The organism is Variovorax paradoxus EPS (genome assembly GCF_000184745.1).
In the GTDB taxonomy this organism is placed as follows: domain Bacteria; phylum Pseudomonadota; class Gammaproteobacteria; order Burkholderiales; family Burkholderiaceae_C; genus Variovorax; species Variovorax paradoxus_C.
The window spans coordinates 4200022-4213435 of sequence record NC_014931.1 but is presented as its reverse complement, the minus strand read 5'-3'; the positions used below and the strand labels follow the sequence as shown (position 1 = coordinate 4213435).

The following is a 13414-nucleotide window of genomic DNA, read 5'->3' as shown; positions in this document are numbered from 1 at the left end:
CAAAAGCCGGGGCGATTCATTGCCGCCAGCCTGCTGTTCCAGTGGCGCAAGCTGGAGCGGCAAGGGGCGCTGACGGCTGTATCGGCGGGCGAGGCTGTGGTGCCGGCTTCGGAACTGGCAGCCGCTCGTGCCGAGATCGCCAAGCTTCAGCGCGTGCTTGGCAAGAAGACGCTGGAGAACGAGATCCTCAAGGAAGCTGTGGAGTACGCCGCGGAAAAAAAATGGATTGCGCGCTCGCCCTTGCTGGACGGGGACGGCCAGTGAAGGCCGTCTGCCAGGCCCTTGGGTTGGCGCGCTCGAACATTCATCGCTTGCAAGCTCGCTCCGAGTCCTGGATCGACGCCCGGACACGACGCACGGCGCCTGCAAGCGACGTGGCCTTGCTCGACGAGATCAAGGCCCAGATCACCGAGTTGCCGACCTATGGCTACCGGCGTGCCTGCGCGTTGGTGAACCGGCATCGAGCCACCACCGGTGCGACGCGAGTGAACGCCAAGCGCATCTACCGCGTGATGGCGGCTCATGCATTGCTGCTACCGAAGGCGCCGAGACGGCGCCAGTCCAGCCGGCCCCATGAGGGCAAGGTGGCCGTCGCGCACAGCGACATGCGCTGGTGCTCGGACGGCTTCGAGATCAAGTGTGATTCGGGGCAGACCGTGACCGCGACCTTCACCAAGGACTGCTGCGACCGTGAGATCCTGGCCTATCGGGCATGGGAGGGCAAAGGGCTGCCGGGCGAGCCGGTGCGCGAAATGCTCATCGAGGCCGTGGAGAAGCGCTTCGGCGGCGTCGAGGGTGTTCCCAGTACCCACGTCTTGGAGTTCCTCTCGGACAACGGGGGCGCCTACATCGCTGCCGAGACCCGGCAGATCGCTCGACAACTGGGCCTGAGCCCAGTCAACACGCCCGTGTGCAGCCCCCAGAGCAACGGCATCGCCGAGAGCTTCGTGAACACGTTCAAGCGCGACTACGTCAGCCGCATGGACCTTGCCGATGCGAGAACGGTGATGGCGCAGATGGCCGCAGCCTTCGAGCACTTCAATGAGGTGCATCCGCACTCGGCATTGAAGATGAAATCACCCAGGGAGTTCAGGCAGCATCGCGCTGCCAACCAGGGTCTTGCTCAGATCGAGCAGACGCTACATTGCGAATAGCCCGTGTCCTGAAATACGGGGGCAAGATCAGTCAACAGCATCACGAGTGCCAGTGAATTGCCCGTGACGAGTTCGGCAGATTGCGGTACTGCGTGCACGCGACGGGGCGGGCGTGAACGGCTGATGAGACTCCAACTGAACGATGCGCGTACGCCACAGAAACTATGGGCTAGCAGGTGGGGGTACAAACGGGGGTACGGTGAGTTTTCAGCGTCCTCATGGTCTAGGTTTTATGCGCCTTCTGGGCGATCATTCGATCGGTTTCACACGACAGTAAGAGAAAGCCGGTTAGCGTTTGCTAGCCGGCTTTTTTTATGCGCCAGTTCAGCTCGGTTGCTCCTTCAAGCCGAGTTCGACTTCGTTTTTCATTACCTTAGGCAGCTCATCGCGGCATTGAGCACTTGAGCTGCGCTGCTCTGTGTGTTGAGACTCATGCGGCGGGCCAACGGCCCGCACCTCACTGTCCCTTCGAATCGCCTCGGCTACCAGCGGCAGGCGCATCAAACCCCATGCTGGAAACCAGCTGCAGATCCAGCGGCCCCACGGCACGTTCGCGTTCGACCGCAAGATGCAGGAGCGCAATGGTGGTGACCAAGACTGCAACCACGATCAGGAGCAGGAACTCGCCGCTGGGGCGTTGCGACGGCTGCCTGCTTTTGCAAGCGCTTTGATTCATCTCACCTCCGGATTTTTTTGGGGATGAGGGAGTCTCGGGGCCGGCGGCCGGGCGCCGTGTCGGACGGCGCTGAACCGTGGTGTCTTCCAGCGCCGCGTTCTGCAGGCACTGCGCGTGCGGCTGTGGTCGATCGCCTTACTCGACGCGCACCCTCGGCAACGGGTGCGCGTGCCGGGTTGGGGCCGGCCACGTCCATGCTGGCGTCCGTCAGCACCAGCGCAATTCGGGACGCATGAATTGCGGGATGTCGGGCGTCGTGTGGAGCGCAACGGCGTTCCAGACCGTCTCGATGTCGCGCTCCGAGATGCCATGTCCCCGAAGAAAATCGCGCGCGGCGTTCGCGCCGTCCGCCTCGAAGCGAAGCTGGATCTGTTCAGCGCGCAGTGAGGCCGATGTCCTGAAACGTGGAGGCCGCGTACAGCAACTCGGGATCGAACGTCGATCCAGTGCGTGCGCCGGTCAAGGCGCCCCAGCAATAGACTCGAGCGGAGTGGTGAAAGAGCAGATCGCTTTCGGTGTCGCGGATGAACTCGGTCATCTCGCGGGCGAGTTGGCTGTTGCAGAGACGCATGCCGGCGATGTCTTTTTGCGTGATGAATCCTCTGTTGGGTCACCCGAAAGGACGGGCCGCGATCCTGGCTTCGGTGTGACCGGAGCTTGCCGCCGCGCTGCGACGCCGCTCGGCCGTTGAGGCAAGCGGAGTTAAACCTTTCGTATGGCGTCTATTTTTTTACTCTCAGAATGAGACACACAGAGCCGCATCGAGCGTCATGAAACGCGCATTGCGCTGCTATGGTGCGCGGGCTGTTTCCATTGCCCGCACTGCCCGTCGTCCCTGCGCCGGGTACGACATCCCCATGAGCCACGCCAAAGTCTTTCCCCGCCATTCCTTCTATTGCGTGCTCGCCGGCATTGCCGCCCTCTACGTCTTCAGCGCCATGATGCTGGTGCCGGCCAAGGTCTACATCCTTCCGTACCTCATCACGCCGGACTTCATTCATCACAGGGGCGCGATCGTCGTTCTCTTCCTGGCCGTACCCGCCGCGATCTACCTGATCTGCTGGCAGGGCAGCGACTTCTTCGCATGGCTGCGCGCGCCGGGGCAACTGTCCGTGGGCGGGCAAGGCCTTCGGCTCGGCGACCGCACGCTCGCCTTCGTGGACGTCACGCGCTTTCGCCACCGCCACAACCGCAACCATGTGCTGCTCGGCACCCGCGACGGCAGGACACTGCGCCTGCGCCTGAACCTGTGGGACGCACCGGATGCCTTGCTCGCCGAAGTGGAAGAGGCTGTCGGTGCCACGATGGCGCACGATGTCGAGCGCCGCCTGCATGCCGGCGAGACGGTGAAGTTCGGCGCGCTCGGCTTGCAGGCCGAAGGCCTGGTGCACAAGGGCCAGTTGATTGCGTGGTCGAGCATCGACACCATCCGCACGCAGTCCGACGAAGAAGGCATGGAGGTGGACGAACACCTGGTCATCGTCGCGCACGGCAAGTCCCGAAAGATCGACCGCTCCAAGATCGACAACGAGCCCGTGCTGATGGCCTGCCTGATGCAGCGCCTGCCCGCGCACTGAGTTTTCTCCCTCTTACTTTTTTTCACTCCAACACGCGCACAGCGCATCAGACAAAAATGGAAATCTACAGCTCCGCCGCCCAGCAAGAGAAGACCCGCCAAGACCGCCCCGTGTTCTATTCCCGCACGCGGCTCGTCGCCGGCACCGCGCTCTGGGCGGTGGTGACCGTGGTGCTGGCGGCGCTGTGCATCCGCGCGCAGGACAAGAACATCGGCATCCTCATCGCTGCCTGCTTCGGGTTGCTCACGGCATGGCTCACGTTCAAGTGCCTCAACACGCTGCGCAACATCGACCAGCCCGCGTTCGTCATCGGCCACCAGGGCCTGACCTTCGAGAACGGCATGCTGCTGCCGTGGGACAACATCGTCGAGAACACCTGGGTCAACCAGAACTACATGGGCATTCCCATCGGCAAGCAGATCCAGATCAAGACCGACCTACCCAAGCCGCGGGCGCGCGTGCTGCGCCGGGCCATGGGGCTGGAGATTTCAGGCGACGAGTATCTGGCGCTGTGCGACGCCTATCGGTGAGGTAGCGCGCAGAACGATGAATGCCATGTCTCGCCACGCATGGATGCCGGGCGAACAATTCAAGCTTGACGATGATGATTGAGTCAACCGAACCATCCGAATCATCCCCGCCGTGGCCGCCCGACGGCTGTCCGCCACTGATGTGGCCGGAACTGTCCGATCCAATGGCTCGCGGCCGCTGGTACGCCGACGTGATCGGTGCATACGCCGCCCTGTGGCAAGGCCATGTGAGCCAGGCATCGATCAATCCCTCGAGCGATGCCGATCTGGATGCGCTGGAAGCACGTCTGGGCTGCCGCTTGCCCGCGCCACTGCGCGAATACCATCGCCAGTTCGGTGCGCTGTCTTTGGCTGAGACCCTGTGCGGCGTCGAGATGGGCGACACGCCGATTCAGGCCTTGCGCGAGGCCTACCCTGGCATCGTCGACATTGCCGAAGATCTGCCCGATGGCGATGTCCTTCTCGCGCTGGCCGACGAGATGGTGGCCTTCGGCGACTATCTCGGCAACGGCAACATGTTCTGCTTTCACCGGCAGAGGGGCGAGGTCTACTACTTCGATCACGACGATGGCGAGCCGTTGACGCGGTTCTTCTCTTCCGTCTCAGACTATCTCGACGCTTTGATGATTCGCTGCCTGGCGGAAATTTGCGATGACGAGGAGGGCGGGGAAGCGCTGCTGGCACATCGTTTCGGCGAGTCTCTTGTGCGGAAGTGGCTGTATTGAATCGGAGCGCACGCCGGGGTTCTGTCTTCAGCGGAAGCTTTCAGTTGTGAGTCCACTCACGCAAGCGGCCAGACCGCAGTCAGGCCTGAGGCCGGCTACTTGCGCCGATTCAGCCAATAGCGGATCAGCCCAAGCACGCACAAGCCGACAAGCCAGCCCAGAACGGTCGGATTGATGAAATCGAGGTTCAAGTGAATTCCTTATTCCGCGTCGATGCGTTTGAAATTTGAGTGAGGCAACCGGGCATTTGGATTGCCTGGCGCGGCGGCGTCGAAGAGCAGCCACGCTGAGGAATCGAGCTTGACACAAGGCAAGGCGAGATGAATCCAATGACCTACGGCACGCAGGCTCACCCTGGATAGCAAGCTCGAATCCACCCCGATTCGCAGTGGTGTTCCGAGTTGACGAGCTCTCTCTGCGTGGCAGAGTTCGTCCCTCGCACATATCACTGCCTTGAAGGAGAACGCATGGGTCGCAAGGAATTCGAAGCGTCGCTGGCCAACGGCGTGCACGCGCAACTGGCGCGCATGGCGGGGCAGTGGGAGGGCCGCTTCCGCCTCTGGTTCGAGCCCGGCAAGCCGGCCGAAGAATCGGTGCAGCGAGGCAGCATCCGCGTGCTGTTGGGCGGTCGGGTGCTGTTGCACGAATACACCGGCAGCTGTGCAGGCGAGCCGATGGAAGGTGTCGCACTGATCGCCCACCACCTGGACGAGCGCCGGTACGAATCGGCCTGGGCCGAGAGTTTCGGCACCGGCACTTCCATCATGTTCAGCACGGGTGAAGGTGGCGATCCGCGCCTGTCGATGCTGGGCAGTTACGGCGATGGACAAGACGGTTCGCGCTGGGGCTGGCGCACGGTCATCGAGCAGCCTGACGATGACACGCTCGACCTGCGCATGTACAACATCACGCTCTCCGGCGACGAGGCTCTGGCGGTCGAAGTGAATTACCGCCGCATGCAACCCCGCACAACTTGACCAGGCGCTGCGGCACACCAGACACCAACACATGATCACCCTTCATCACTGCGTCAGCGCACGCTCGTTCCGTCCTCTCTGGATGTTCGAAGAGATCGGGCTTTCGTACGACCTCAAGATGCTGCCCTTTCCGCCGCGCGTGCTGTCCCGGTCGTATCTGGAGATCAATGCGCTCGGCACGGTACCGATGCTGTCCGACGGCGCCATGCGAATTGAGCTGGCCCCTTGAATGACAGGACACGGTCTATCGCTTATCTTTAAAGATAGGAGTAGGACTGTGAGTACGACTAGGAATACGGATACCGTCGAAGTGATCATGAGGGACCAGCGCCGCAGGCGCTGGTCCCTTGCAGAGAAGGCCGCGCTGGTTCGTCGAAGCTACGAACCTGGCATGAGCGTGTCGCTCGTCGCACGTCAGGAAGGCGTTGCCGCCAGCCTGCTGTTCCAGTGGCGCAAGCTGGAGCGGCAAGGGGCGCTGACGGCTGTATCGGCGGGCGAGGCTGTGGTGCCGGCTTCGGAACTGGCAGCCGCTCGTGCCGAGATCGCCAAGCTACAGCGCGTGCTTGGCAAGAAGACGCTGGAGAACGAGATCCTCAAGGAAGCTGTGGAGTACGCCGCAGAAAAAAAGTGGATTGCGCGCTCGCCCTTGCTGGATGGGGACGGCCAGTGAAGGCCGTCTGCCAGGCCCTTGGGTTGGCGCGCTCGAACATTCATCGCTTGCAAGCTCGCTCCGAGTCCTGGATCGACGCCCGGACACGACGCACGGCGCCTGCAAGCGACGTGGCCTTGCTCGACGAGATCAAGGCCCAGATCACCGAGTTGCCGACCTATGGCTACCGGCGTGCCTGCGCGTTGGTGAACCGGCATCGAGCCACCACCGGTGCGACGCGAGTGAACGCCAAGCGCATCTACCGCGTGATGGCGGCTCATGCATTGCTGCTACCGAAGGCGCCGAGACGGCGCCAGTCCAGCCGGCCCCATGAGGGCAAGGTGGCCGTCGCGCACAGCGACATGCGCTGGTGCTCGGACGGCTTCGAGATCAAGTGTGATTCGGGGCAGACCGTGACCGCGACCTTCACCAAGGACTGCTGCGACCGTGAGATCCTGGCCTATCGGGCATGGGAGGGCAAAGGGCTGCCGGGCGAGCCGGTGCGCGAAATGCTCATCGAGGCCGTGGAGAAGCGCTTCGGCGGCGTCGAGGGTGTTCCCAGTACCCACGTCTTGGAGTTCCTCTCGGACAACGGGGGCGCCTACATCGCTGCCGAGACCCGGCAGATCGCTCGACAACTGGGCCTGAGCCCAGTCAACACGCCCGTGTGCAGCCCCCAGAGCAACGGCATCGCCGAGAGCTTCGTGAACACGTTCAAGCGCGACTACGTCAGCCGCATGGACCTTGCCGATGCGAGAACGGTGATGGCGCAGATGGCCGCAGCCTTCGAGCACTTCAATGAGGTGCATCCGCACTCGGCATTGAAGATGAAATCACCCAGGGAGTTCAGGCAGCTTCGCGCTGCCAACCAGCGTCTTGCTCAGATCGAGCAGACGCTACATTGCGAATAGCCCGTGTCCTGAAATACGGGGGCAAGATCAGAATGACCGAATCGGCGGCGATCTGCCAATACTTGGCCGCGCGATTCTCGGCGGGGCAACTGGATGTGGGTTGCGACGAACCGGACTACGGGCCTTACCTCAACTACCTCCATTTCGGCGAGGCGACCTTGACCTTTCCGCAGACGCTCGTGTTGCGGTATGCGCACTTCGAGATTGCGGAGCGAAAGCAGCCGCAGGTCGCCGACGACTACGCCAAGTGGTTCCTGGCGCGCCTTCGGACGCAGGAGCCGCTGCTCGCCGAGCGCGAGTACCTTTGCGCGGGCCGCTTCACTGCGGCAGACGTGTCGGTCGGCTATGCATTGCTGCTGGCTGAGCATCTGGGTTTGGCCGAGCGCTTCACGCCGTCGGTGTCGGCTTATTGGGCGCGTCTGCAGGCGCGTCCCGGCTTCAAGGCCGCGATGGCTGCGCAGGCGGGCGCCGCCAAGGCCCAAGGGGTGTCCTCGACGCCCGCACCGGACATCAGGCCCGATCGTCCTTGAAGGACGCAGGCGCTGCGCCTCTCGGCTCGCGCCATTTCCACGCCAGCCCTCAGTCCCTTGAAAACCGACCCGTACACCGCGCTGCCCGAGCGCTTGCGCCAGATCGTTCGGTTTTTCCACCCGACCAATTCGCGTGTACGAATACGGAGAGTCGAAGGTCGGATAGAAGAGAACCACGGTGTTCGCTTGATACAGCATGAGGTCGCCATTGCGGATCGTTCCCGGTCGACTGGGATGCGCAGGACGCTTTCGGCAAGTCGAGCTTTTTTTCGTTGCCGTTGCGTGGCGGAGATCTTTGCGCGTGGCTTGTACTACCCAAGCAAGCGGCAGCCTTCGCCGGCTTCTCTCTGGTGGTGAAGGCGTTGCAGTTCAGCGCGCCGCGATAGCGGCAAGGCGCTCGGGTCCGCGATACCTCAGCGCATCGATCATCCGTCGCGCGAGAGACCGCACCGATCGGGCAAGAAAAAGCCCGCACGAGGCGGGCAAGGGTAGCCCTGAGAAGGGGAGGAGGGAGAAAACAAGGGGCTACCGAATTGAAGTCTAACGTACTAATTGGCGTTGTGGTGCGTCGCGTTCGAACTGGTTTGAAAGCAGGTTTTTCAATTCCAAGGAGTGGAATCAGTGGGATGCGGCCAAGGCACCTCCGGCCTAAGCTGGTGTATCGAAAGAAAAGCCAAGGATGCTCATCGCATGCAGCGGTGCATCCACAAGCCAAGGAGACACGCGTGCCCTCAACCTTCGCCCCTTCCCGGCGCCACTTCAACGCCATGGGAGGCGCGCTCGCGCTCACGGCGCTGGCCCCGCGCGCCTGGGCCGACAACAACACCTTTCCCTCGAAGCAGATCCGCATCGTAGTGCCGTTCTCGCCCGGCGGTCCCACCGACCTGATGGCGCGCGCGATCGGCAAGATCATGTCGACGAACCTGGGCCAGCCCGTGATCATCGACAACAAGCCGGGCGGCGGCGGCGTCATCGGCATGAGCGAGGTGAAGCACCAGCCGGCCGACGGCTACACGCTGGTGTTCCCGTCGATCCTGGCGGTGACCAATCCGGCGCTGATGCCCGGCTATCCCTTCGACACCCTGCGCGATTTCGCTCCGTTGACCGTGGTGGGTTTCGTGCCCCATGCCGTCGTGGTGCGCACCGATTTCCCTGCAGCCGACTTGCAGGCGCTGGTGGCGAGCGCAAAGGCCAAGCCCGACGGCTTGTCTTACGGCTCGTCTGGCAACGGCACTTCGGCGCACCTGGGCGCGGCGCTGTTCGCCAAGCGTGCCGACATTCGCGCGACGCACGTGCCCTACAGAGGCGCGGGCCCCGCGGTGCAAGACCTCCTGGGCGGGCAGATCCAGTTCATGTTCCTCGACATGAGCAGCGCCCTGCCGTTCATCCAGGCCGGCAAGCTGCGCGCCCTGGCCGTCGCGACGGCCACCCGCTTCGAGGGGCTGTCCGCCGTGCGGACCGTGGCCGAGCAGGGCTACCCCGGCTTCGAGGTACACGGCTGGTACGGCCTGCTGCTCAAGGCCGGCACGCCGGCGGCTGTGACGCAGCGCCTTTACACCGAAGTGAAACGCGCCCTCGACACCAAGGAAGTGCGCGATCTCTTCAAGGCCCAGGGCATCACCCCCGGCGGCATGCCGCCCGAGCAGTTCACCACGCTCGTGCGCAACGACCTGGCGATGTGGAAGCGCACGGTCGAGGAACTTCACATCACGCTGCAATGAAAGCCAAGGAGCCCCCGCGCATGCGCATCGCCATCCCCGACGACTACCAGGACTGCGTCCGCGGCCTCGACTGCTTCTCGAAGCTCGACGCCCACGAGACGCGCATCTTCAACGACACGGTCAAGGGCACCGACGCGCTCGCCGAGCGCTTTGCCGATGCCGACGCCATCGTGCTGACGCGCGAGCGCACGCGCATCGACGCCGCGCTGCTCGACCGCCTGCCCAGGCTCCGTCTGATCAGCCAGACCGGCAAGCTCGCGGGGCACGTCGACCTGGCGGCTTGCACCGCCCGCGGCGTGCTCGTGGCCGAGGGCAGCGGGGCGGGGTCCGCCACGGCGGAGCTGAGCTGGGCGCTCGCGCTCGCGAGCCGCCGGCACCTTGTCGATGAGGCCAACCGCATGCGCCAGGGGCTCTGGCAGGGGCACCTCGGCCAGCAACTGGGTGGGCAGCGCCTCGGTATCTGGAGCTACGGCCGCATCGGTCGGCAGGTGGCCGCCTACGGCCGCGTGTTCGGCATGAAGGTCTGGGTGTGGGGCCGCGAGGCCTCGACCGCCGCGGCGCGCGCCGACGGGTTCGAGGTGGCGCCGTCGCGCGAAGCCTTCTTCGCCGAGAGCGATGTGATCAGCCTGCACGTGCGGCTCACGGCGGAGACGCAAGGATTGGTCACGGCCGGCGACCTGGCCCGCATGAAGCGCACGGCGCTGCTGGTCAACACCAGCCGCGCCGAGCTGGTCGCCGAAGGCGCGCTCGAGCGGGCGCTGCGCGCGGGCCATCCCGGGTTCGCCGCAGTCGATGTCTACGAGCAGGAACCGGTCATGACGCAGGACCATCCGCTCCTCGCATTGCCCAACGTGCTGTGCACGCCGCACATCGGCTATGTCGAGAAGGACAACTACGAGCGCTATTTCGGCATCGCCTTCGACAACATCAACGCGTTCGCCGAAGGGCGGCTCACCGATGTCGTGAACCCCGAGGCGCTGGAGGCAGCGCGCTGCGGGAGCTGATCCGGCGGCGTGCCCACCAGGTCACCCGCGTGCGAGCACCGCCACGCCGTCTGCCGCTCGCACGCCTTCTCCCTTCGGCAGCACGAACACCGGGTTGATCTCCGCCTCGACGAGCCGCTCGCCGAGCGCATCGATCATTCGCGAGAACGCGACGATCGCCGACACCAGCGCATCCACATCGGCCAGCTTGCGCCCCCGGAACCCATCGAGCAGCGGCCATGTGCGCAGCTCGCGCACGAGCGACAGCGCTTCGTCGCGGCTCAAACCGCCGGGCGGCACCATGCGCAACGCCGTGTCCTTGAGCAGTTCGGCCGTGACGCCGCCCATGCCCAGAAGCACGGCCGAACCCAGCGGATCGCGATGGCAGCCGAGGATCAGTTCCACGCCGCCCTCGACCATCTCCTGCACCAGGAACTGCGCCGGCCGCACGCCGGCACGCTCGCTCACCTCGGCGGCCATGCGCTCGAGCCGTTCGCCGACGCGGTCCGCCGCGATGCCGACCGCCACGCCGCCGACGTCGCTCTTGTGCGTGATTTCCGACGACAGGATCTTGAGCACGACCTTGCCTGTGCCCAGTTCGCGCGCCGCCGCGACCGCCTCTTCGGCATTGCCAACGATGCGCTCGCGCACACACGGCACGCCGAAGCGGGCGAACAGGTTCTTCGCTTCTGCTTCGTTCAACGGGCCATCGGGGACGTCGTCGATGCGGACAGTGACAGCCGCGTCGTCGCCCCGCACCGCAGGCTCTTTCCACTGGGCCGTTTCCAGCATCGCCGCGAGCGCGCTCGTGCAGCTTTCGGGCGCCATGAAAGCGGGCACACCGCGTTGGTTCAACAGGCTCGCGATGCCGGGCGCATGCGGGCTCACGAACACAACGAGCGGCTTGTCGCTGCCCGGCAGGCTGTCGTGGATGGCGCTGGCCATCAGGTCGGGCATCGCGAGGCCCGAAGAGCCGACGATCACCACCACCGCGTCGTAGCTCGGGCTCGCCAGCAGCGAGGTGATCGCGCCGCGCAGCAGGGCAGGCTGCAGGCCGGCCAGCGTGACGTCGATCGGGTTGCGGTCGAGCACCGCGTGGTCGCCGGACTGCAGCGCCCGCAGCGCGGCGGCCGTCGCTTCGTCAGGTGCTGGCGTCTCGAAGCCCGCGGTGCCGAGGCTGTCGGCCACCAGCGTTCCCGCGCCGCCGGTCGATGTGAGCACCGCGGCGCGGCGGCCCGCAAGCCGCCGCCCGGTGACCAGTGCGGCGGGCAGGTCGAGCAGGTCGGAAAAGGTCTGCGCGCGGACGATGCCGACCTCGCGGAACAGCGCGTCGTACATGCGGTCCGCACCCGCGAGCGCGCCGGTGTGCGACACGGCTGCCGCCGCGCCTGATTCGGAACGCCCGACCTTGAACACGACGACCGGCTTGCCCTTGCGCGCAGCCTTGAGCGCCGCGGCCTTGAACTTCGCGGGGTTGCGCACGCCTTCCATGTAGAGCGCGATCACCGAGGTTGCTTCGTCGTCCGCCAGGTGGTCGATGAAGTCGGCCATGTCCAGGTCGGCCTCGTTGCTCGTGGAAATCAGCTTCGACAACCCGATGCCGCGCGCCGCCGCGCGCGACAGCAACGCGCCGAGGATGCCGCCGCTCTGCGACACGACGCCGATGCTGCCGGCCTCGAAGTCCTGCATCTCCAGCGCGCCCGTGGCCGAAAGGGTGATGCGGTCCGTGAGATTGACCAGGCCGATGGTGTTGGGCCCCAGGATGCGCATGCCGCCCGCGGCCTCCAGCAACTGCTGCTGGCGCCTCGCGCCTTCGGCGCCTACTTCTGTGTAGCCGCTGGCCAGCACGATGGCCGCCGCCGTGCCGCGCGCGGCCAGCTCGCGCACCGCCTCGTGCGCGCGCTCGGCGCCCAGCAGCACGATGCCGACATCGGGCGCCTCGGGCAGCGACTGCACGTCGGGGTAGCTCTTGAGCCCGCCGATCACATCGGCGCGCGGGTTCACCGGATAGATCGCGCCGGCGAAGCCGTGCTTCGTCAGGTAGGCGACGGGGCGGCCCGCGGTCTTCGTGGGGTCGGCCGAGGCACCGATCACGGCCACGCTGCGTGGCTTCATCAGCCGCGCGATCGCGTTGTCCGGCATGTCAGGCAAGAGGGCGCTCATGCCGCCTTCTCCTTGCCCGCACTCAGGAACGCGAGCACTGCATCGCGATGCTGCTGCGTGGTGTAGCAGATGCCCTGTGCTTGGCTGCCCTTGGCGAACACCTGTTCGGCCGGCGATTCGAAGCTCTGGTTCAGGATCGACTTGCCCAGCGCGATCGCCGCCGCCGAGCCTTGCGACAGCTCGGTCGCCCATGCGTGCGCATCGGCGAGCAGGTTCTGCGCGCTGGTCACGCGGTCGGCAATGCCTAGCCGCAGCGCTTCGTCGGGCTCGACCTTGCGGCCGGTGAAGATCAGTTCCTTGGCACGCGAAAGGCCCACGCGACGTGGCAGGAAATACATGCCGCCGCCATCCGGAATCAGCCCGCGCTTGATGTAGCTCCACGCGAAGCTGGCGGCGTCGGAGGCCAGCACGAAGTCGCAGGCCATCGCCATGTCGGCGCCCAGCCCGTTGGCGCCGCCGTTGACGGCCGCGATCACCGGCTTGGGCATCGTGTGCAGCAGCGACACCGAGTGGTGCACGCGCTGCTGCCGGCTCCAGCCGTTGAAGCCGACTTCGCCCGCGGGCGCATCCATGCGCCGCTGCATGCCGGCCACGTCGCCGCCGGCACAGAAGCCCTTGCCGGCGCCGGTCAGCACCAGCGCGCGCACGCTGTTGTCGGCGCCGATCTTCTCCAGCGCGGCGATGAAGTCGCTGCGCATGCCGTCGGTGATGGCGTTGCGTTTCTCGGGGCGGTTCAGCCTCAGGGTCGCGATGCCGGCGCGGATTTCCAGCTCGATCAGCGACGGTGCCGTGTCGGGTGTGGTGGTGGTGCTCATGGG

At 65.2% G+C, this 13414-nt stretch carries 10 protein-coding genes and 5 pseudogenes; 10 read left to right on the top strand and 5 right to left on the bottom strand.

From position 1 onward, the window contains the following. Positions 1–18: 18 nt before the first annotated feature. Positions 19–1154 (top strand): annotated as a pseudogene (locus VARPA_RS19540) (IS3 family transposase); the annotation flags it as partial. 457 nt (positions 1155–1611) lie between these two features. Here the strand turns inward: VARPA_RS19540 and VARPA_RS19535 are convergent. Next, a complete protein-coding gene (locus tag VARPA_RS19535) occupies positions 1612–1830 on the bottom strand; it encodes a hypothetical protein (RefSeq protein ID WP_013542315.1) in 219 nt (72 codons plus the stop codon). A gap of 181 nt (positions 1831–2011) precedes the next feature. Continuing rightward, positions 2012–2401, bottom strand: a pseudogene (locus VARPA_RS31690) (phosphohydrolase); the annotation flags it as partial. Between the two features lie 286 nt (positions 2402–2687). Here VARPA_RS31690 and VARPA_RS19525 point away from each other — a divergent pair. The 7 genes and pseudogenes from VARPA_RS19525 to VARPA_RS19490 all read left to right on the top strand — a co-directional run. After that, positions 2688–3407 (top strand): hypothetical protein, encoded by a 720-nt coding sequence (locus VARPA_RS19525; RefSeq protein WP_013542314.1) that lies wholly within the window; start codon positions 2688–2690, stop codon positions 3405–3407. A gap of 56 nt (positions 3408–3463) precedes the next feature. Then, the gene (locus VARPA_RS19520; RefSeq protein WP_013542313.1) at positions 3464–3937 is read left to right on the top strand and encodes a hypothetical protein; all 474 of its coding nucleotides are present in this window, start codon (positions 3464–3466) and stop codon (positions 3935–3937) included. Between the two features lie 71 nt (positions 3938–4008). Beyond that, a complete protein-coding gene (locus VARPA_RS19515) occupies positions 4009–4662 on the top strand; it encodes an SMI1/KNR4 family protein (RefSeq protein WP_234975104.1) in 654 nt (217 codons plus the stop codon). Between the two features lie 467 nt (positions 4663–5129). Then, entirely contained in the window at positions 5130–5639 is a 510-nt protein-coding gene (locus tag VARPA_RS19510) for a DUF1579 domain-containing protein (protein WP_013542311.1), read from the top strand. Positions 5640–5670: 31 nt separating this feature from the next. Next, positions 5671–5853 (top strand): annotated as a pseudogene (locus tag VARPA_RS19505) (glutathione S-transferase); the annotation flags it as partial. Between the two features lie 102 nt (positions 5854–5955). After that, positions 5956–7199, top strand: a protein-coding gene (locus VARPA_RS19495; RefSeq protein ID WP_086011091.1) for an IS3 family transposase whose coding sequence is annotated in 2 segments (ribosomal slippage) — positions 5956–6253 and positions 6253–7199 — 1245 coding nt in all. Because the reading frame shifts where the segments join, the coding sequence is not laid out codon by codon here. A gap of 20 nt (positions 7200–7219) precedes the next feature. Beyond that, a pseudogene (locus tag VARPA_RS19490) lies at positions 7220–7729 on the top strand (glutathione S-transferase family protein); the annotation flags it as partial. Positions 7730–7855: 126 nt separating this feature from the next. On the opposite strand, the pseudogene VARPA_RS31685 reads toward VARPA_RS19490, so the two are convergent. Then, positions 7856–7927, bottom strand: a pseudogene (locus VARPA_RS31685) (hypothetical protein); the annotation flags it as partial. A gap of 527 nt (positions 7928–8454) precedes the next feature. On the opposite strand from VARPA_RS31685, the gene VARPA_RS19485 reads away from it, so the two are divergent. Together VARPA_RS19485 and VARPA_RS19480 are read left to right on the top strand one after the other, a co-directional pair. Continuing rightward, positions 8455–9450, top strand: a complete 996-nt coding sequence (locus VARPA_RS19485) for a Bug family tripartite tricarboxylate transporter substrate binding protein (protein WP_013542309.1) — start codon at positions 8455–8457, stop codon at positions 9448–9450. 20 nt (positions 9451–9470) lie between these two features. Continuing rightward, positions 9471–10454: a D-2-hydroxyacid dehydrogenase family protein gene (locus VARPA_RS19480; RefSeq protein WP_013542308.1), complete on the top strand. Its 984-nt coding sequence runs from the start codon at positions 9471–9473 to the stop codon at positions 10452–10454. Between the two features lie 21 nt (positions 10455–10475). Here the strand turns inward: VARPA_RS19480 and VARPA_RS19475 are convergent, their stop codons facing one another. Beyond that, the gene (locus VARPA_RS19475) at positions 10476–12596 is read right to left on the bottom strand and encodes an acetate--CoA ligase family protein (protein WP_013542307.1); all 2121 of its coding nucleotides are present in this window, start codon (positions 12594–12596) and stop codon (positions 10476–10478) included. Then, the gene (locus tag VARPA_RS19470; RefSeq protein WP_013542306.1) at positions 12593–13411 is read right to left on the bottom strand and encodes an enoyl-CoA hydratase/isomerase family protein; all 819 of its coding nucleotides are present in this window, start codon (positions 13409–13411) and stop codon (positions 12593–12595) included. The genes VARPA_RS19475 and VARPA_RS19470 overlap by 4 nt, the downstream gene beginning before the upstream one ends. Between the last annotated feature and the right edge of the window lie 3 nt (positions 13412–13414).